The organism is Roseomonas sp. 18066 (assembly GCF_902706185.1).
Classification (GTDB): Bacteria; Pseudomonadota; Alphaproteobacteria; order Acetobacterales; family Acetobacteraceae; genus Pseudoroseomonas.
This window is the reverse complement of record NZ_CACSJM010000057.1, coordinates 1-18072: the sequence shown is the minus strand read 5'-3', so window position 1 is coordinate 18072 and position 18072 is coordinate 1. Positions and strand designations below refer to the sequence as shown.

General features: G+C 70.9%; 16 protein-coding genes. 10 read left to right on the top strand and 6 right to left on the bottom strand.

The annotated features are described in order from the left end of the window. Nucleotides 1-32 precede the first annotated feature (32 nt). The 4 genes from GVN67_RS13540 to GVN67_RS13525 all read left to right on the top strand — a co-directional run bounded on the left by GVN67_RS13540 (nt 33) and on the right by GVN67_RS13525 (nt 4502). On the top strand, nt 33-737 hold the full coding sequence (locus GVN67_RS13540; protein WP_235035286.1) for a FadR/GntR family transcriptional regulator: 705 nt from the start codon (nt 33-35) through the stop codon (nt 735-737). A 55-nt stretch (nt 738-792) separates the two neighbouring features. After that, the gene (locus GVN67_RS13535) at nt 793-1470 is read left to right on the top strand and encodes a GntR family transcriptional regulator (RefSeq protein WP_159996756.1); all 678 of its coding nucleotides are present in this window, start codon (nt 793-795) and stop codon (nt 1468-1470) included. A 100-nt stretch (nt 1471-1570) separates the two neighbouring features. Continuing rightward, nucleotides 1571-3166, top strand: a complete 1596-nt coding sequence (locus GVN67_RS13530; RefSeq protein WP_159996754.1) for an ABC transporter substrate-binding protein — start codon at nt 1571-1573, stop codon at nt 3164-3166. Between the two features lie 13 nt (nt 3167-3179). After that, nucleotides 3180-4502, top strand: coding sequence for an LLM class flavin-dependent oxidoreductase (locus tag GVN67_RS13525; RefSeq protein ID WP_235035285.1), 1323 nt, complete (start codon nt 3180-3182; stop codon nt 4500-4502). Between the two features lie 77 nt (nt 4503-4579). Here GVN67_RS13525 and GVN67_RS13520 read toward each other — a convergent pair whose 3' ends face one another. Further along, nucleotides 4580-6190, bottom strand: a complete 1611-nt coding sequence (locus GVN67_RS13520; RefSeq protein ID WP_159996750.1) for an ABC transporter substrate-binding protein — start codon at nt 6188-6190, stop codon at nt 4580-4582. 98 nt (nt 6191-6288) lie between these two features. On the opposite strand from GVN67_RS13520, the gene GVN67_RS13515 reads away from it, so the two are divergent. Next, complete coding sequence (locus tag GVN67_RS13515) at nt 6289-7452, top strand: LLM class flavin-dependent oxidoreductase (RefSeq protein ID WP_159996748.1); 1164 nt, start codon at nt 6289-6291, stop codon at nt 7450-7452. Nucleotides 7453-7480: 28 nt separating this feature from the next. On the opposite strand, the gene GVN67_RS13510 is transcribed toward GVN67_RS13515, so the two are convergent. From GVN67_RS13510 to GVN67_RS13495, 4 genes are read right to left on the bottom strand one after another with little or no spacing between them, the layout of a single operon-like run. Next, nucleotides 7481-8314 carry an ABC transporter permease gene (locus GVN67_RS13510; RefSeq protein WP_159996746.1) on the bottom strand — a complete coding sequence of 278 codons (834 nt, stop codon included), beginning with the start codon at nt 8312-8314 and terminating at the stop codon, nt 7481-7483. Beyond that, on the bottom strand, nt 8314-9291 hold the full coding sequence (locus GVN67_RS13505; RefSeq protein WP_159996744.1) for an ABC transporter permease: 978 nt from the start codon (nt 9289-9291) through the stop codon (nt 8314-8316). The genes GVN67_RS13510 and GVN67_RS13505 overlap by 1 nt, the downstream gene beginning before the upstream one ends. Then, nucleotides 9288-10709 carry an FAD/NAD(P)-binding protein gene (locus GVN67_RS13500; protein WP_159996742.1) on the bottom strand — a complete coding sequence of 474 codons (1422 nt, stop codon included), beginning with the start codon at nt 10707-10709 and terminating at the stop codon, nt 9288-9290. The genes GVN67_RS13505 and GVN67_RS13500 overlap by 4 nt, the downstream gene beginning before the upstream one ends. Beyond that, nucleotides 10706-11392: an HpcH/HpaI aldolase/citrate lyase family protein gene (locus GVN67_RS13495; protein WP_159996740.1), complete on the bottom strand. Its 687-nt coding sequence runs from the start codon at nt 11390-11392 to the stop codon at nt 10706-10708. Before GVN67_RS13495 ends, GVN67_RS13500 begins: the two co-directional genes overlap by 4 nt. A gap of 169 nt (nt 11393-11561) precedes the next feature. On the opposite strand from GVN67_RS13495, the gene GVN67_RS13490 reads away from it, so the two are divergent. Genes GVN67_RS13490 through GVN67_RS13475 form a run of 4 tightly spaced genes read left to right on the top strand, consistent with a single transcriptional unit; the run spans nt 11562 to nt 15982 of the window. After that, the gene (locus GVN67_RS13490; protein ID WP_159996738.1) at nt 11562-12620 is read left to right on the top strand and encodes a ketopantoate reductase family protein; all 1059 of its coding nucleotides are present in this window, start codon (nt 11562-11564) and stop codon (nt 12618-12620) included. A gap of 14 nt (nt 12621-12634) precedes the next feature. Further along, the gene (locus tag GVN67_RS13485) at nt 12635-14236 is read left to right on the top strand and encodes an ABC transporter substrate-binding protein (protein WP_159996736.1); all 1602 of its coding nucleotides are present in this window, start codon (nt 12635-12637) and stop codon (nt 14234-14236) included. Between the two features lie 7 nt (nt 14237-14243). Continuing rightward, nucleotides 14244-15599, top strand: a complete 1356-nt coding sequence (locus GVN67_RS13480; RefSeq protein WP_159996734.1) for an LLM class flavin-dependent oxidoreductase — start codon at nt 14244-14246, stop codon at nt 15597-15599. Between the two features lie 32 nt (nt 15600-15631). Further along, on the top strand, nt 15632-15982 hold the full coding sequence (locus GVN67_RS13475; protein ID WP_159996732.1) for a rhodanese-like domain-containing protein: 351 nt from the start codon (nt 15632-15634) through the stop codon (nt 15980-15982). A 63-nt stretch (nt 15983-16045) separates the two neighbouring features. Here GVN67_RS13475 and GVN67_RS13470 read toward each other — a convergent pair whose 3' ends face one another. Next, nucleotides 16046-16732: an MBL fold metallo-hydrolase gene (locus tag GVN67_RS13470; protein WP_159996730.1), complete on the bottom strand. Its 687-nt coding sequence runs from the start codon at nt 16730-16732 to the stop codon at nt 16046-16048. A gap of 268 nt (nt 16733-17000) precedes the next feature. Between GVN67_RS13470 and GVN67_RS13465 the strand changes: the two genes are divergently transcribed. Then, on the top strand, nt 17001-17927 hold the full coding sequence (locus GVN67_RS13465; protein WP_368667239.1) for an NAD(P)-dependent oxidoreductase: 927 nt from the start codon (nt 17001-17003) through the stop codon (nt 17925-17927). Nucleotides 17928-18072 lie beyond the last annotated feature (145 nt).

Here is an 18072-nt window from a genome sequence, read left to right as displayed (position 1 = left end):
AACTGAACCAATCAGCGGTTATGGTTCATTCAATGGTTGACCCCGTCAAGGCCGGAGAATCCCCCGGCGCCGCCCGGTTGCAAGCCCTGCTGGAGCAGGCGCTGCTGGCCGGCACCTGGCCGGAAGGCGCCCGGCTGCCGACCGAGCGCGCGCTGAGCGCGACCTATGGCGTCGCCCGCAACACGCTGCGCCGGGCGCTGGACGGGTTGGAACGCGCCGGGCTGGTCGAGCGCCATGTCGGCCGCGGCACCTTCCGCCGCGCGGCCCCGGCGCCCGACGCCCCGACCGCGCTGGAGGAGGCCGCGCTGGAGGAGGCGGCGCTGAGCCCCGCCGCGGTGATGGAATGCCGGCTGCTGCTGGAGCCGGAGCTGATCGGCCTGGCCGTGCTGCGTGCCACCCCCGCCGACCTGGCGCGGATCGAGGCCTGCCTGCACGGCACCGACGAGGCCACGACGCTGGCCGCCTTCGAGCAATGGGATGCCGCGCTGCACGACGCCTTCGCGCTCGCCACGCACAATGCCGCGGTGATCGGCATGAGCCGGTCGCTGGCCCGGGTGCGGCGACGCTCGGACTGGGGGCAGCTGAAGGCGCGGGGCGACACGCCGGCGCATCGGGCACGGCTGCAGGCGCAGCACCACGAGATGGTCGAGGCGCTGCGCCGGCGCGACCGCGACCGGGCGCGGCAGGCGATGCGGGCGCATCTGCTGTTGATCCAGGCGGTGATGGCGGGCGAGTGACGGCCGGCCCTTGCCGCGCTATCCTCGCATTAATTTCGAAATTCTGGAGCCGATCTTGGCGGACGAGCCCGAAGAATCCTCGACCCTCGCCTCCCGCGTCTATGCCCGGCTGCGGCAGGACGTGATCGCCGGCACCCTGCCGCCCGGCTCGAAGCTGGCGCTGGACAAGCTGCGCGCCCGCTATGCGGTGGGGATGACGCCGCTGCGCGAGGCGCTGTACCGCCTGTCCGCCACCCTGCTGGTGGAGGCGCATGACCAGCGCGGCTTCCGCGTCGCGGCGCTCAACCTGGCGCATTTCGAGCAGGTGCTCAGCGCCCGCGAGCGGCTGGAGACGCTGATGCTGGAGGATTCCATCCGCGACGGCGACGCCGCCTGGCTGGACCGGGTGGTGGCCGCCCATGCGGCGCTCGACCGGCTGCCGATGTACACCACCGCCGACGCCACGGCGCTGAACCTCGACTGGCGCCAGCAGCACCAGGACTTCCACTACGCGACGCTGTCGGGCAGCCGCCACTTCCTGCAGGACATGTTCCACCGGCTGCTCTGGGACCATTGGAGCCGCTACCGCAACCTGCTGCGGCCGCCGCCGCTGCAGGAGGCGGTGCTGAAGCTGGACCACGCCCGGCTGACCGAGGCGATCGTCGCCCGCGACGGCGAGATGGCGGCGCTGATCCTGCGGCGCCACATCCGGCACGGCGCCGCCGCCATCATGACGGTTCTGAAATCGACATAATTTCGAAAATTTCTTGACCGCGGCCCCCTGGCCTCTAGTGTCGGCGGCAACGGGGGCCAACCCTGACGCACGGCGCACCGCTTATCAGGGGTTTGACGGCATGATCGGACGTAGACGGGCGCTGGCAGCGGCGGGCGGCTTGGCAGGCGGGGCTTGGCTCGGCGCGCCGTCCCTGGTGGCGGCGCAGGGCCAGCGGGTGCTGCGCTTCATCCCGCAGACCGACATCACCAGCTTCGATCCCGTCTTCTCCTCGACCCAGGTGACGCGCAACTACGCCTACCTGGTCTACGACACGCTGTTCGGGCTCGACCGCGACCTGCTGCCGCAGCCGCAGATGGCCGAGGGCGCGGTGGCCGATGCCGCGCAGCAGCACTGGACCATCACGCTGCGCCCCGGCCTGGTCTTCCATGACGGCACGCCGGTCCTGGCGCGGGACTGCGTCGCCAGCATCCGCCGCTGGGGCGGCCGCGACGCCTTCGGCAAGCTGCTGATGGCCGCGACCGACGAGCTCTCGGCGCCCGACGACCGCAGCATCGTGTTCCGCATGAAGCGGCCCTTCCCGCTGCTGCCCTTCGCGCTGGCCAAGTCGACCGCGAACATGGTCGCCATCATGCCGGAGCGCCTGGCCAGGACGCCGCCGCACAGCCAGGTGACCGAGGTGGTCGGCAGCGGCCCCTACCGGCTGCTGCGCGACGAGAGCGTCATCGGCGCCCGCGTCGTCTTCGCCCGCCACGCCGCCTACCGCCCGCGCGACAGCGGCGCCCTGGGCTGGACCGCGGGGCCCAAGGTCGCGCATTTCGAGCGCGTCGAATGGGTCATCATCGCCGATGCGTCGACGGCCGCCGCCGCGCTGCAGAATGGCGAGGTCGACTGGTGGGAGACGCCGACGCCCGACTACCTGCCGCTGCTGTCGCGGCACCGCGCCATCACGGTGGCCACCAACGACAGCTCGGGCGGGCTGCCGATCATGCGCTTCAACTTCCTCAACCCGCCCTTCGACAATCCGGAAATCCGCCGCATCGTGCTGCGCGCCACCAGCCAGCTCGAATTCATGCATGCCATGGCAGGGATGGATGCGTCGCTGTACCGCACCAATGTCGGCTTCTTCCCGACCGGCACGCCCTATGCCTCCGACGCCGGGCTTTCGACGATGAGCGACACGCCGGACCTGGAGCAGGCGAAGCGCGCGCTCGTCGCCGCCGGCTACAAGGGCGAGCGCGTCGTGGTGCTGGGCCCGGCCGACCGCGCCTCGGTCAAGGCGGCCAGCGACGTCGCGGCCGACCAGCTGGCGCGGATCGGCTTCAACGTCGACTACCAGGTGGCCGACTGGGGCACCGTCAGCGCCCGCGTGGTGAAGAAGGAGCCGCCCGCCCAGGGCGGCTGGAGCGTCTATTTCGGCATCTGGAGCGGGCTGTCCGCCATCAACCCGGCGGTGCACCAGTCGCTGCAGGGCACCGGCGAGGATGCCTGGATCGGCTGGCCGAACCTGCCGGAGCTGGAGCGGCTGCGGCAATCCTGGCTGGAGGCGCCCGACCTGGCCGCGCAGCAGCAGGTGGCGCGCGCCATCCAGGAACAGGCCTTCCGGGACGTGCCCTATGTCCCGCTCGGCCAGTTCTTCGCGCCGATCGCCTACCGGAAGGACCTGACGGGCATTGTCCCGGGCTTTCCGGTGTTCTGGAACGTCAAGCGGGCCTGAGATGATGAGAAAGATGGTTCTGGCGGCCAACGCCAATGCTGCGGGCAGCCATGTCGGCGAATGGCGCCACCCCGATGCCTGGGACCGCCCGGCCGCCAACCTGCAGAACGCGGTGCGGCTGGCGCAGGTCGCCGAGGCGGGGAAGTTCGACCTGCTGTTCCTCGCCGACGGCAATGGCGTGCGCCAGCTGGACAAGCCGGACCTTTTCCGCGCCACCAGCCCCTCCGACCGGCCAGGCGTCTTCGAGCCGGTGACGCTGCTGGCGGCGCTGTCGATGGCGACGCAGCATATCGGCCTGGTGGCCACCGCCACCACGACCTATGACGAGCCCTTCCACGTCGCCCGCCGCTTCGCCTCCCTCGATCATCTCAGCGGCGGCCGCGCAGGATGGAACCTGGTCACCACCTCGAACCCCGAGGATGCGCTGAACTTCAGCCACGCCGAGCACATGGCGCGCGATGCGCGCTACCCGCGCGCCGCCGAATTCGCCACGGTGGTGAAGGGGCTGTGGGACAGCTGGGGCGACGAGGCCTTCCCGCAGGACAAGGCCAGCGGCACCTTCCTGCTGCCCGAGCAGGTCAGCATGCTGAACCACAAGGGCCCGCATTTCCAGGTGCGCGGCCCGCTGAACGCGCCGCGGCCGCCGCAGGGCCATCCAGTGGTCTTCTCCGCCGGGCAGTCCGAGGCGGGCAAGGACCTGTCGGCGCAGCATGCCGATTGCGTCTTCGCCATCGAGGGCAACCTGGCCAATGCCCGCAAGCTCTACGCCGACATCAAGGGCCGGCTGTCGAAGTTCGGCCGCGGCCCCGACGACATGCGCATCCTGGCCGGCGTCACCATCTTCGTCGGCGAGACCGAGGCGGAGGCGGAGGCGCTGTTCCAGCAGCTCGAGGACCTCGTCTCGCCGGCGGTCGGCGTCGACTACCTGTCGAAGATGCTGGGCCACCGGATGCGCGACTATCCGCTGGACGGGCCGATGCCGGTCTTCGGCGACGAGCATGTCGGCCATACCGGCATCGGCAAGGGCATTCTCAGCCTGGCCTATGCCGAGGGCCTGACGGTGCGGCAGACCTACCAGCGCATCCTGCCGCAGATGGGCGGCAATATGTTCAAGGGCAGCGCAGGGCAGATCGCCGACCTGATGGAGGAATGGTTCGCCACCCGCGCCTGCGACGGCTTCATGATCGCCGCCCCCGTGGTGCCGACCGGGCTGGAGCGCTTCATCCGCCTGGTGGTGCCCGAGCTGCGCCGCCGCGGCCTGTTCCGCGAGGAATACGAGGGCAGCACGCTGCGCGACAATCTGGGCCTGGCCCGGCCGGCCGGCCGCTTCCCATAGCGGCCGGCAGCCAGCGGCTGACCGGTTCGATCGCGTGATGCAGGCTTCTCGATGATGCCCTCTCGCGCCATCCCGCGCTAGCGGCCCAGGAAGGCCGCCGCGAAGCTCGCCTTCGGCCCCTCGGCGACGGCGCTGTGGTCCCGCAGCGCCGCGCTGGCCACCGTCACCTGGTCGATGGCGATCAGCGGGATCTGCGACAGATCGTCCTGCGCCTGGCGCTGGAATTCCGCATACAGCGCGCGACGCCGGACCGGATCGACCTCGACCTGCGCCGCCTCCAGCAGCCGGTCGACCTCCGGATTGGCGTAGTGGGTGGCGTTGGAGAAGGCGACGCCCGGCGCGAAGCCCTTCGACCAGTAGAGCCGCTGCGCGCCGATCGCCGGGTCGGGCCCGACCGAGATCAGATAGTTCGCCGTGTCGAAGTCGCGCGCCGTGTAGATGCGGCGCACATAGCTGGCATAGTCCTGCGCGCGCAGCTCGACCCGGATGCCGATGCGCGCCAGGGCATCGCGAAGATATTCGCCGGTGCGCTGGTACTGCTCGCCATAGGGCAGGCTGTCATGGGTGAAGCTCAGCCGGATGCCGCGCGCATCGGGCGCCAGGCCGGCCTCGTCGAGCAGCGCCCGGGCGCGCGCGGGGTCGTAGGGGTAGAGCGGCACATCGGCGCTGTAGAAGCTGCTCAGCCCCTGCGGCAGCGGGCCGGTGGCGACCTGGCCATAGCCGTACCAGACATGGCGCAGCAGGAAGTCGCGGTCGATCGCATGGGCGATGGCGCGGCGGACGCGGACATCGTCGAAGGGCTTGCGGTCGAGGTTGAAGGCCAGGAAGGTGATCGGCGCGATATAGTTGTAGCCGCGGCGCTCGACGGTGAAGGCCGGATCGCGCGCCAGCCGCACCAGGTCGCTGCCGGGAATGCCGGTCTCCGCCACCAGCTGCACGTCGCCCGATTCCAGCGCCGCCGCGCGGCCGGCCGCATCGGGCAGGAAGCGGAAGATCACCTGGTCCAGATAGGGCTTGCCGCTGTCCCAGTAATCCGGGTTGCGCTCCAGCCGCAGATGGCTGCCGCGCTCCCAGCGGACGAAGCGGAAGGGGCCGGTGCCGATGGGCGCCAGGTTCGCCGGGTTGCGCGCGATGTCGCTGCCCTCATAGAGGTGGCGCGGCAGGATCTGCGCCAGGTGCGAGGCCAGGCCGTTGAGGATATAGGGCGCCGGCGTCGACAGCCGCAGCACCACGGTCAGCGGGTCCGGCACCTCGACCGCCCGGACGGCCGCGAAGGTGGTCTGGCCGCGCGCCAGCAGCTTGCGCCAGACCTCCCACAGCGAGAAGCGGACATCCTCGGCGGTGAAGGGCGCGCCGTCATGCCACCGGACGCCGGCGCGCAGCCGGAAGGTCAGGCTCAGCCCGTCCTCCGCCGTCTCCCAGCTTTCGGCCAGCTGCGGCTGCGGGCGCAGCGCATGGTCATAGGTCAGCAGCCCGTCGAAGATCTTCGGCGTGATGTTGTTGCCGGGCCCTGAGGAGGCGAAGGCCACCGTCAGCATCGGCGGCTCGGGATACTGCCCCACCACCAGCGTGCCGCCGCGGCGCGGCGCCGCCAGCCCGTCGCGCAGGCCGCCGGCATAAAGGGCGGCGCCCGCCAGCGAGGCGCCCAGCAGGGAGCGGCGGGAGAGGGAAAAGTCAGCCTGGGTCATTCAGCCAATCCGAATCGTCTTTCATCCAATATACACACTTCATTATCGGTGTTTATGGAGATATCGATAGGATCGACGCGACGATATCGGAGATTTCCTTGCCCGACACCCTTCCGGCCGATTGGACGGCCTCGCCTGCCAGCTTCGCCGACAGCCCGCTCAGCCAGGCGCTGCGCCAGCCGCTGCTGCTCGGCCTGTTCCTGCCGCTGCAGCAGGGCGGCTGGAGCCCGTCCTCGCATCCGCGCGGCACCGACTGGCGCTTCGACTACAATGCCCGCCTGGCGCAGCAGGCCGAGGCGCTGGGCTTCGACCTGGCCTTCGGCCTGGCGAAATGGCTGGGCAAGGGCGGCTATGGCGGCGCCACGCAGTATCACGGGCTGACGCTGGACCCCTTCATCGTCACCACGGCGCTGGCGGCGGTGACCCGCCGCATCCTGCTGATCTCCACCATCCACGTGCTCTACGGCCCCTGGCACCCGCTGCACCTGACGAAGTTCGGCGCGACGCTGGACCACATCGCCCAGGGGCGCTGGGGCATCAACGTGGTCACCGGCCATCGCGAGAGCGAGCACCGCCGCTTCGGCAAGGCGCCGATCCCGCATGGGCTGCGCTACGAGATGGCCGACGAGTTCCTGCGCATCGCCAAGCAGCTCTGGGCCGCGTCAGAGGAGGTTTCCATCGCCGGCCGCTTCTGGAACCTCGAGGCCGCCTACGAGGCGCTGAAGCCCTGCTATGGCCGGCCGGTGATCGTCAGCGCCAGCGGGTCGCAGGCGGGGATCGACTTCGCCGCGCGCCATTCCGACATCCTGTTCACCACGAGCCCGGGCGGCGCGGCGCTCGACGCCGCGGTCGAGACATTGCCCGCCTTGGTCGACAGCATCCGCCGCGCCAGCTTCGCCGCCGGGCGGCCGCCGCTGCGCAGCCTGGTCAATCCGCTGATCATCTGCCGCCCGACCGAGCGCGAGGCGCTGCAGTATCGCGACGCCATCATCGCCGCCGCCGACCACGAGGCCATCGCCAATTTCAGCGGCGACCGCAGCGACGCGCAGGGCTTTCGCGGCTTCCAGGCGGATCAGCGGGCGCTGGGCGCCAACACCATCCACATCGTCGGCAGCCCGGAGCAGGTGACCGACCAGCTGGCGCGGCTGAAGCGCACCGGCATCGACGGCGTGCAGATCGCCTTCTTCGACTTCGAGCCGGACCTGGCCTTCTTCGGCAGCGACGTGCTGCCGCTGCTGAAGCAGGCCGGGCTGCGGCTGTAAGCGGCGCGCAGGGGGCGGCGGCGCCGCCTCAGCCGTCGCGCAGCCGCGGGTTCAGGAGGTCGTTCAGCCCGCTGCCCAGCAGGCTGATGCCGAGCACCGCGACGCAGATCGCCAGGCCCGGGATCGCCGCCATGTACCAGCCCGAGCGCAGCGCCTCGCGCGCCGTGCCGATCATGCTGCCCCAGGAGACCGCATTGGGGTCGCCGAGGCCGAGGAAGGCCAGCGAGGCCTCGGTCAGGATGGCATGCGCCACCAGGATCGAGGCGGCGACCACCACCGGGGAGATGGCGTTGGGCACCACATGCCGCGCCAGGATCGCCGCGTCGCCGAGGCCGGAGGCGATGGCGGCCTGGACGAATTCCGCCTGGCGCAGCCGCAGCGCTTCCGCCCGCACCAGCCGCGCCACCTGCGGCCAGCCGGTCAGGCCGATCGCCAGGACGATGCTGGGCAGCGACGGGCCGGCCACCACCACCACCACGATGGTGAAGACCAGCGAGGGCATGGTCTGCACCGCCTCGGTCAGCCGCATCAGCGCGTCGTCGACACGGCCGCGGTAATAGCCGGCGACGGTGCCGGTGACGACGCCGAGCAGGATCGACAGCCCCGCCGCCCCCAGCCCCACCAGCAGCGACACCCGCGCGCCGAACAGCAGCCCGGCCAGGATGTCGCGCCCCAGCACATCGGTGCCGAGCCAGTGGCCTTCCTCGCCCGGCCACAGGAAGGGGCTGCCGGCGATGGCCTGCGGCGAGCCGGGCGCCAGCACGCCGGCCAGCAGCGCCGCCAGCGCGATCAGGCCCAGGATGGAGGCCCCCGCCAGCGCCGCCGGATGGCGCAGGAAGCGATGCAGGAAGCCGTCGCGCATCAGGCGAGCTCGATGCGCGGATCGAGGAAGGCGTAGAGGAAGTCGGTCAGCAAGTTCATCACCACGACCAGGAGGGAGGAAAAGAACAGGATGCCCAGCAGCAGCGTCAGGTCGCGGGCGAAGACCGCGTCGAAGGCGAGGCGGCCGAGGCCGGGCCAGGCGAAGATGCTCTCGATGACGACCGAGCCGCTGAACAGCGCGCCGAGCTGCAGCCCGGTCATGGTGACCAGCGGCAGCAGCGCGTTGCGCAGCTGGTGGCGCAGCACGATGCGCGTGGCGCCAAGCCCCTTCGACCGGGCGGTGCGCACATAGTCGGCCTTCGCGACGTCGAGCAGCGCAGCGCGCGACAGCCGGGCGTAGATGGCGGTGTAGTAGAAGGCGAGGCTGGTCACCGGCAGGATCATGTGCCGCGCGATGTCGAGGGCGCGGCGCCAGCCGGTCGCCTCGCTCAGCAGGTTGACCATGCCATTGGCCGGCAGCCAGCGCAGCTGCACGGCGAAGACCACGACCAGCATCAGCGCCAGCCAGAAGACCGGCACGGCGAAGCCGATCATCGAGAAGGCGGAGGCGATGCGATCGACCAGCCGGCCGCGCCAGACGGCGCCCAGCGTGCCGAGCAGCGTCCCCGCCAGCCCCGCCACCACCAGCGTGGTCACCATCAGCAGCGCGCTGGCCGGCAGCCGGCCGAGGATCAGCTCGGTGACCGGCGCGCTGTTGCTGAAGGAATAGCCGAGGTCGAATTGTAGCAGATTGCCGATGTAGCGCAGGAACTGCACCAGCGCGCCCTGGTCCAGGCCGAATTGCTGGCGCATCGCCGCCATCGCCTCGGGCGAGCCGCCGCCGGCCTGGCCGATCATCACATCGACGATGTCGCCCGGCGCCAGCCGCAGCAGGAAGAAATTGAAGACGACGATCAGCAGCATGGTCAGCGCGCCCTGCCACAGCCGGCGCAGCGCATAGCCCAGCCCGCCGCTCATGCCGCCGCCCCCGCCAGCGACGCGGCGTAGTCCTCGGCCGCCAGATGCGGCTGGGCCGCGCCCAGGATGCGCGCCAGCTGCGCCGCGCGGTCGCGCAGGAACAGCGCGCGGCCGAGGGCGGCCACCAGCCGCGGCACGCCGTGCTGCAGGCTGGCGATCTCGCCCAGATGCTTGCCGTGGCTGAGCAGCCCGCCGACGCCGAACAGATGCACGTCGCCGAGCCAGGCCTCGCCGCCGGGCGCGCGCGGGGTGAAGCTGTAGTCGTCGGCGAGATAGGGCTGGCCGGCCAGCGCCGCATCGGCCTCGGCCGGCGGCGGCGTGTAGCGGTCGCGCCACAGCGCCGCGGCCGCCGCGATGCCGGCGAGCTCCGGCCGCAGATCCAGCGCGACGCGATAGCCGGTGCCGAGGATCAGGTGGTCGACCACGCCGTCGAAGCGCGGCGCGCGCAGCGAGACGCGCGCGCCGACGGCCGCGACGGCGAGCGGCGCCGCGCCCAGATGCAGGCGGAAATTCGCGTGCCGCGTCACCCGCCGCACCGTCTCCGGCATCGGGCCGGAGGCGCGGGCGCGGACATGGCGCATGATGCGCCAGCGATCGGCATCGGGCAGGCTGGCGTAATGCTCGGCGGCGCCGGCATAGCTCAACGTGCGCATCGGCGCCGAGCGCTGCAGATCGGCATGGCGGCAGAACAGGTCGACGCTGGCGGCGCCGCTTTCCAGCGCCACGCCGGCGGCGTCGAAGGCGGAGGAGGCCGCGCCCAGCACCGCGACACGCTGGCCGCGCAGCGCGCCGAAGTCGATGGCGTCCTCGGTGTGGGAAAAGCGCGCCGGCGGCAGCGCCGCGGCGATCCCGGGCGGCACCAGGGGGCCGCCGCTGCCCATCATGCCGGTGGCCAGCACCAGCTTGCGGCAGGTTTCTTCCCGCGCGCCGCCGGGCGTCGCCAGCCGCACCGCGATCAGGCCATCGGCGCGCGGCGTGATCGCCGTCGCCTGCGTGTCGTTGCGCACCGGCAGCGCCAGCACCGCGCGATACCAGGCGAGATAGGCGGCCCAGTCGCGCCGCGGGATGCGGTCCAGCGCCGCATAGGCGGCGGCGCCGTGCCGTGCCTCGTGCCAGGCCTGGAAGGTGAGCTCGGGGATGCCGAGCTCCGGCCCCGGCAGCGTCTTCGGCGTGCGCAGCCAATGCATGCGGGCGCAGGTGGTCCAGACGCCTTCCGCCCCGGAGGGTGCCGCGTCGATCAGGGAAAACCGCGCGATGCCGGCGCGGCGCAGCGCGAAGCCGATGGCCAGCCCCGCCTGCCCCGCGCCCACCACCAGCACGTCATGATCGGCCGCCGAGGGCGCCACCCAGTTCGGCGGATCCGCCCCCAGCCGCGCCAGCGCCTGGCGCGTGGCCTCCAGCAGCCTCGGCTCGCTCATGCCGGGGCGAGGGCCGCGCGATACCGCTCGGCGCCCCAGGCGATGAACTGGTCGACATCGCCGACCAGGAAGCGCACGCCCTGCGCCACCAGATCGGCCGGCGGGCGGAAGCTGGCATTGACGCCGCAGATGCGGCCGCGCGCGGTGATGCGGGCGATGGCGGCATCCACCGCCGCCTGCACCGCCGGATGGGCGGCATTGCCGGGATGGCCCAGGTGATGCGCCAGGTCGTTGGCGCCGATCTGCCAGACATCGACCTCGTCGATCTCCAGCATCGCCGGCAGGTTTTGCAGGCCCAGCGGCGTCTCCACCAGGGCGATGACGAACTTGGCGTCGAAATCGCGATGCCGGGCGAAGCGCACCGCCTCCACCACCTCGCGCGCCAGGGCCGGCGTCTCGATCGAGGCCGCCATCACCCCGTCGGCGCCGACATCGAGATAGCGGCTGATCAGCCCGGCATCGTGGCGCCAGGGCCGCACGATGGTGGGGATGCCGCCGGCGCGGCCGGCGCGCGCCAGCTCCTCCACCCGCTCGACCGAATGGCTGCCCTTCTCGCAATCGATGAAGGCGGCGTCGAAGCCCAGGCCGCCCAGCCGCTCGACGATGCCCGGCGCCGGGTAGGAGGGGCTGATCATGCTGGCCACGCCCCCGGCCCGCAGCTTGTCTTTCAGTCGCCTGGTCATCCGCAGTCCCCGCTTTCCGCCCGAAGCGGCGCCGCAGCGCCGTGGCGGGAGCCGGTATCACCATATTACGCGCATATCAATCGCGGTATTCCTTATTGACTCTCTTGTTGCGTCTATTAAGCATGGCACCGGATTCATGTGTTGATTTGATGTCGCTGGAAGGTGTCTGATGCCGCTGCGGATCGCGATCGTCGGCGCCGGGGCCGTGGGGGGCTATGTCGGCGCCTATCTCACCGCCGCCGGCGAGGATGTCGCCCTCATCGACCCCTGGCCCGAGCATGTGGCGCTGATCCGCTCGGAGGGCCTGCGGATCGAGGAGCTGGCGCCGGAGCAGGGCTTCACCCAGAGGCTGCGCGCGCTGCATCTGAGCGAGGCGCAGGGGCTGGTGCGCGAGGCGCCGGTCGACATCGCCTTCATCGCCGTCAAATCCTACGACACGGCCTGGGCGACGGCGCTGATCAAGCCCTATCTGGCGCCGGACGGCATCGTCGTCGCGCTGCAGAACGGCATCAACGAGGAGACCATCGCCGAGGTGGTCGGCTGGCCGCGCACGCTGGGCTGCGTGCCGGCGCGCATCGCCGTCGAGCTCTACGCGCCGGGCCGCATCCGCCGCTCGGTGCCGCGCGGCGGCACGGACCTGACCGTGTTCCGCGTCGGCGAGCTGCATGGCCGCGTCACGCCGCGGCTGCAGGCGCTGGCCGCCCTGATCGGCAAGGTCGACACCGTCAAGCTGACCACCAACCTCTGGGGCGAGCGCTGGTCGAAGCTCTGCGTCAACGGCATGCGCAACGGGCTGGCGGCGGCCACGGGCCTCGCCGGCAACGACATCGACCGCATCGAGGCGGTGCGCCGCTTCGGCATCCGGCTGGGCGGCGAGGCGGTGCGCATCGGCCAGGCGCTCGGCTACCAGCTCGAGGAGATCTACAACCTCGAGGCCGAGCCGCTGGCCCGCGCGCATGAAGGCGACCCGGCTGCGCTGGCCGCGGTCGAGGCGATCCTGCTGGCGGCGACGCGCTCCAACAGCCGCAGCGACCTGCAGCGCCCCTCGATGGGCCAGGATATCGTCAAGGGCCGCCGCACCGAGATCGACGAGATCAACGGGCTGATCGCAGCCCGCGGCCGCGAGATCGGCCTGCCGGTCGCGGCGCATGAAGCGCTGGCCGAGATCGTCCGCCGCATCCAGCGCGGCGAGCTCGCCCCCTCCCCCACCCTGCTGCCGACGCTTTGATCCGAGAGCCTGCCATGACCCTGTCCCGCCGCCATCTTCTCCACGCCGCCGGCGCCCTGACCGTGCTGCCCGGCCTGGCCTCGGCGCAGACGCCCGCCGCCGCCACGCCGCGCCGCGGCGGCACGCTGGTGGTCGCGCAATTCCCTGAGCCCACCATCCTGACCGGCGCGCTGACCGCGGCGGCGGCGACCAACAACATCTCGCCCAAGCTGTTCGACGGGCTGCTGACCTACGACTTCGACTTCACGCCGAAGCCGCAGCTGGCCACCGCCTGGGAGATCGCCGAGGACGGGCTGAGCATCGCCTTCACCCTGCGATCCGGCGTGCGCTGGCATGACGGGCGGCCCTTCACCTCGGCCGATGTCGCCTTCTCGGTCATCGAGGTCTGGAAGAAATACAACAGCCGCCAGGCGCTCTTCGCCAATGTCACCGCGGTGGACACGCCCGATGCGCAGACGGCGATCCTGCGGCTGGCGGCGCCCTCGCCCTATATCCTCTACGGGCTGACCTCCTGGATCGCGCAGATCCTGCCGAAGCACGTCTATGAGGGCACCGACTTCTTCCGCAACCCGGCCAATATCGCGCCGATCGGCACTGGCCCCTTCCGCTTCCTGCGCTGGGACCGCGGCAGCCTGATCCGGCTGGAGCGCAACCCGGATTACTGGGACCAGCCGAAGCCCTATCTCGACCAGATCATCTATCGCTTCCTGCCCGACGCCGCCGGCCGCGCCGCGGCGCTGGAGGCCGGCGACGTTCACCTGGTCGCCGAGACCGGCGTGCCCGGCAGCGATCTCGCGCGCCTCAAGCGCAACCCGGAGCTGGAGCTGACGACGAGAGGCTATGACTATCTCGGCCTGACGCAGTTCTTCCAGTTCAACCTGGACCGCCCCTATTTCCAGGATGTGCGGGTGCGCCGCGCCTTCGCCCATGCCATCGACCGCGACTTCATCGTCCGCAACATCTGGTACGGCTATGGCGAGGCCGCCATCAGCCCGATCCCGCGCAGCATGGGCGCCTTCCACAGCGCCGAGGTGCCGCGCTATGCCTTCGATCCCGCGCGCGCGCGGCAGCTGCTGGACGAGGCCGGGCTGAAGCCGGATGGCAACGGCATCCGGCTGAGCATCACCCATGACCACCCGACCTCGGGCGAGCAGTTTCTCCGCACGGCCGAGTATATCCGCGAGGCGCTGGGCAAGGTCGGCATCCGCGTCACCGTGCGCAGCCAGGACTTCGCCAGCTTCTCCCGCCGCGTCTACACGGCGCGCGACTTCGACACGACCAATGCCTATACCTCGCCCGGGCCCGACCCGGCGATCGGCACCCAGCGCATCTACTGGTCGAAGGCCTTCCAGCCCGGCGTGCCCTATTCCAACGGCACCCACTACAACAATCCGGAAGTCGATCGGCTGCTCGAGACGGCGCAGGTGGAAAACGACCCGGCGAAGCGGCTGCGGCTCTATGCCGAATTCCAGCGCCTCGTGCAGGAGGACCTGCCGGAAATCCCGCTGGTCTCGATGCAGCAGGTGACGGTGTCCAGCCGCCGGCTGCGCGACCACACCACCATCTGCGACGGCATCAAGGGCAATTTTGCCGATGCCTGGCTGCAGGGCGCCTGATCCCGCCATGGCCAGGCCGATGCTGCTCAACGCCTTCGAGATGAACACGGTCAGCCAGAGCTCGCACGGGCTCTGGGCGCATCCGCGCAGCCGGGCCGCCGACTACAACCGCCTGTCCTATTGGACCGACCTGGCGCGCCTGCTGGAGCGCGGCCTGTTCGACGGGCTGTTCCTCGCCGATGTGCTGGGCGTCTACGATGTCTATGGCGGCTCGGCCGAGGCGGCGCTGCGCAGCGGCGCGCAGATCCCGATCAACGACCCGATGCTGCTGGTCCCCGCCATGGCGCAGGTGACGCAACACCTGGGCTTCGGCATCACCGCCAATGTCAGCTACGAGGCGCCGTTCCTGCTGGCGCGGCGCTTCTCCACCCTCGACCACCTGACCGAGGGCCGCGTCGCCTGGAACGTCGTCACCGGCTTCCTCGACAGCGCCGCCCGCGCCATGGGCCGGCCGACGCAGCGCGAGCACGACACGCGCTACGACATGGCCGATGATTTTCTCCAGGTCGTCTACAAGCTGTGGGAGCACAGCTGGGCGGATGACGCGGTGCTGCGCGACAAGGGCGCCCGCGTCTTCTCCCGCCCCGACCGGGTGCGCGAGGTCGCGCATGACGGACCCTATTTCCAGATGCGCGGCCTGCATCTGAGCGAGCCTTCGCCGCAGCGCACGCCGGTGCTGTTCCAGGCCGGCTCCTCGACGCGCGGGCTGCGCTTCGCCGGCGAGCATGCCGAATGCGTCTTCATCAATGGCCGCTCCCCCGCCGGCGCCGCCGAGAAGGTGGCACGGCTGCGCGCGGCGGCGCGGCAGGCCGGGCGCCGGGACGAGGACCTGCGCGTCTTCGCCGGCATGTCGGTCATCGTCGGCCGCAGCCAGGCCGAGGCCGAGGACAAGCTCGCCGACTATCGCAGCTATATCGACCCGGAGGGGGAGCTGGCGCATTTCGCCGCCTCCACCGGCATCGACTACGCGCGGCACGGGCTGGATGAGCCGATCGGCTTCGTCCAGAACAACGCCAACAATTCGGCGCTGGAAAGCATCACCACCCGCAGCCGCGAGGGCGCCTGGACCAAGCGCGACCTGATCGCGCGGATGAGCGTCGGCGGCCGCGGCCCGCTGATCCTGGGCGACCCGCAGCAGGTCGCCGACGGGCTGGCCCAGTGGATGGCGGAGGCCGATATCGACGGCTTCAACCTGACCCGCCTGGTCGCGCATGAAAGCCTCGAGGATTTCGTCACGCTGGTGGTGCCCGTGCTGCAGGAGCGCGGCCTCTACAAGCGCGGCTATGGCGAGGGCCCGCTGCGCCGGAAGCTGTTCGGCGAGGCCCGTCTGCCGGACCGTCACCCGGCGCGGCGCGCCGGCTGATCTCCCTCTCACCCACGGCAAGGAACGAAACAATGTCCACCAGCTCGATCACCCCGGCCCAGGCCCGCCAGGCGCTGGAAAGCGGCGCCCTCGTCATCGATGTGCGCGGCGATCCCGGCCGGCAGCGCGACGGCCTGATCGACGGCGCCGTCGTCGTCGCCAAGGCCGACCTGGCCGAGGCGCTCGACCTCGCCTCGCCGAAGAAGCTGCCGCAGCTGGCCAGCCTGGACCAGGCGGTGGTGCTGATCTGCACCACCGAGAAGGGCACCGAGCCCTATGTCGCGCCCCTGCGCCAGGCCGGGCTGAAGAACCTGGTGCATGTCGATGGCGGCGTCGCCGCCTGGAAGGAACAGGGCCTGCCCACCACGCCGATCGCCGGCTGAGGCTGAAACCGGCCACCGCCGCCCCTGCAGCGGGCCGGCGGTGGCCGTCGCCGGCTCAGCCGGTCAGCGCGACTGCTTCAGCACGAAGACATGCGGCGCGGCGGCCGGCAGGGTCTCCGGCGTCAGCTCCAGGCTGGGCCCGCCGACCTGGGTCACCGCCGCGGCCGGGAAGCGGGCGGTGAAGCGCTCCACCGGCTCGATCGGCAGCACGCCGCGCGGGCTGTGGTAGTGCATCGGGATGATGACGCGCGGGCGGATCGCGGCGATGGCCTGGTCCAGGTCGTCCAGCGCGATGGTCGCATGCTCGCCCGTCAGCGCCAGCAGGATATCGACCTGGCCGGCCAGGGCCGCCAGATGCGCCGGCGCCACCGGGTTGCCGATATCGCCCATATGCAGCACCCGCAGCCCGCCGATGGCGAAGTGGTACAGGGCATTGGCATCCGGATCGCGCCCGGCCGCCTTCTGGAAGTCGAAGGTCAGGCTTTCATAGGCGGGGAAAGGGCGAATGGTCAGGCCCAGCACCTCGGCGCCCCCGGGCGGCAGCTCCAGCGCATTGACCACGCGGGGCGCGCCCTGGATGTGGCTCGGGTCGGAATGGAAGTCGTCGGTGGCCGAGCTCATGATCACCAGGTCGGCCGGCTCGTCGATCGGCGCGAAGCCGCTGCGCGCCGGGGTATAGGGGTCGGTCACCACGGCCAGGCCATCGGCTTCCAGGCGGAAGCTCGCATGGGCGTAGAAAGTGATCTTCATTTTTTCCCCGCTGCCGGTTGAGACGTTGCTGTAAAAGCCAGGAACCGATCGGGAAATACTCGGCTCATTCAAGGGGCCGGACAATGCAAATGCCCGTAAAATCCGCCGCCCCGCCGGTCGCCGTGTCCGCGACCGTCGCCAGGCCCCGCCGCCCGGGCCGGAAGCCGTCGCCAATTCGCAATCCGGTCTTTCTGCTATGCTTATTTTTTATGGAAGGACTGCCCCCGGAACGCTGCTAAATCGCCCCTTGCCGAGCGTGCCGCGACAGATGGCCGCCGTAAAAATCGAGGGGGAGAGCAGCATGGATGTCGGCTTCATTGGCCTGGGTCGGATGGGGCGCCCGATGGCGTCCAACCTCTGCCGCAAGGGCTTCCGGCTCGTCGTCAACGACATCAACCCGGAAGCCGTGGCCGAGCTCGAGCTGCTGCAGGCCCGCGCCGGCGCGAGCGTGGCCGAGGTCGCCGCCGCCGGCCAGGTCATCGTCACCATGCTGCCCAACTCCGCCATCGTCGACCAGGTGATCGGCGGGGCGGAGGGCGTGCTGGCGCATGCCCGGCCCGGCTCCATCGTGCTGGACATGAGCACCATCGACCCCGAGACCACCGACCGCCTGGCCGCCCTGGCCAAGGCGCGCGGCATCGGCTTCGTCGACGCGCCGGTGGGGCGGCTGGCCAGCCATGCCGATCGCGGGGAATCGCTGTTCATGGTGGGCGGCGAGGCCGCGCATTTCGAGGCGGTCAGGCCGCTGCTGGAGGCGATGGGCTCGACCATCCATCACTGCGGCCCGGTCGGCAGCGGCACGCGCACCAAGCTGGTGAACAACTTCCTCGCCGTCGCCTCCTGCCAGATGAATGCCGAGGCGCTGGCGCTGTCGCAGCGCTTCGGGCTGGAGCTCGAGAAGACGCTGGACGTGCTCTACGGCACCACGGCGGTGAACGGGCAGCTGAAGATCGCCTGGCCGACCAAGGTGCTGAAGGGCGATATCGAGCCTGGCTTCACCATCGACCTGGCGCATAAGGACCTGACGCTGATCGTCGATGCCGCCAATGCGGCGCGGGTGCCGATGCCGATGGCCGCCGCGGCGCGCGAGGCCTTCAGCACCGCCCGCTCCCGCGGTTTCGGGGGCAAGGATTTCTCGGCCATGGTCGATGCGCTCTGCGACCTGGCCGGGATCGAGAAGCCCCGCCTGCGCTGACTGTTCCGCCTGACTGGAAGAAGCACCGCCCCGCAGAGGGCGGGCGACAACGACATCAAGGGAAACGCTCATGTCCAGCTCTCGTCGCGCGCTGCTGCAGGCCGGCGGCGGTCTCGCCGTCGCCGCCCTCGCCGCCCCCCTGGCC

What these genes read in the sequence shown, in the direction of transcription:
- GVN67_RS13540 (WP_235035286.1), top strand. Translation starts at nt 33, where the DNA reads ATGGTTGACCCCGTCAAGGCCGGAGAATCCCCCGGCGCCGCCCGGTTG.
- GVN67_RS13530 (WP_159996754.1), top strand. Translation starts at nt 1,571, where the DNA reads ATGATCGGACGTAGACGGGCGCTGGCAGCGGCGGGCGGCTTGGCAGGC.
- GVN67_RS13525 (WP_235035285.1), top strand. Translation starts at nt 3,180, where the DNA reads ATGGTTCTGGCGGCCAACGCCAATGCTGCGGGCAGCCATGTCGGCGAA.
- GVN67_RS13520 (WP_159996750.1), bottom strand. Translation starts at nt 6,190, where the DNA reads ATGACCCAGGCTGACTTTTCCCTCTCCCGCCGCTCCCTGCTGGGCGCC.
- GVN67_RS13510 (WP_159996746.1), bottom strand. Translation starts at nt 8,314, where the DNA reads ATGCGCGACGGCTTCCTGCATCGCTTCCTGCGCCATCCGGCGGCGCTG.
- GVN67_RS13505 (WP_159996744.1), bottom strand. Translation starts at nt 9,291, where the DNA reads ATGAGCGGCGGGCTGGGCTATGCGCTGCGCCGGCTGTGGCAGGGCGCG.
- GVN67_RS13500 (WP_159996742.1), bottom strand. Translation starts at nt 10,709, where the DNA reads ATGAGCGAGCCGAGGCTGCTGGAGGCCACGCGCCAGGCGCTGGCGCGG.
- GVN67_RS13495 (WP_159996740.1), bottom strand. Translation starts at nt 11,392, where the DNA reads ATGACCAGGCGACTGAAAGACAAGCTGCGGGCCGGGGGCGTGGCCAGC.
- GVN67_RS13490 (WP_159996738.1), top strand. Translation starts at nt 11,562, where the DNA reads ATGCCGCTGCGGATCGCGATCGTCGGCGCCGGGGCCGTGGGGGGCTAT.
- GVN67_RS13485 (WP_159996736.1), top strand. Translation starts at nt 12,635, where the DNA reads ATGACCCTGTCCCGCCGCCATCTTCTCCACGCCGCCGGCGCCCTGACC.
- GVN67_RS13480 (WP_159996734.1), top strand. Translation starts at nt 14,244, where the DNA reads ATGGCCAGGCCGATGCTGCTCAACGCCTTCGAGATGAACACGGTCAGC.
- GVN67_RS13475 (WP_159996732.1), top strand. Translation starts at nt 15,632, where the DNA reads ATGTCCACCAGCTCGATCACCCCGGCCCAGGCCCGCCAGGCGCTGGAA.
- GVN67_RS13470 (WP_159996730.1), bottom strand. Translation starts at nt 16,732, where the DNA reads ATGAAGATCACTTTCTACGCCCATGCGAGCTTCCGCCTGGAAGCCGAT.
- GVN67_RS13465 (WP_368667239.1), top strand. Translation starts at nt 17,001, where the DNA reads ATGGCCGCCGTAAAAATCGAGGGGGAGAGCAGCATGGATGTCGGCTTC.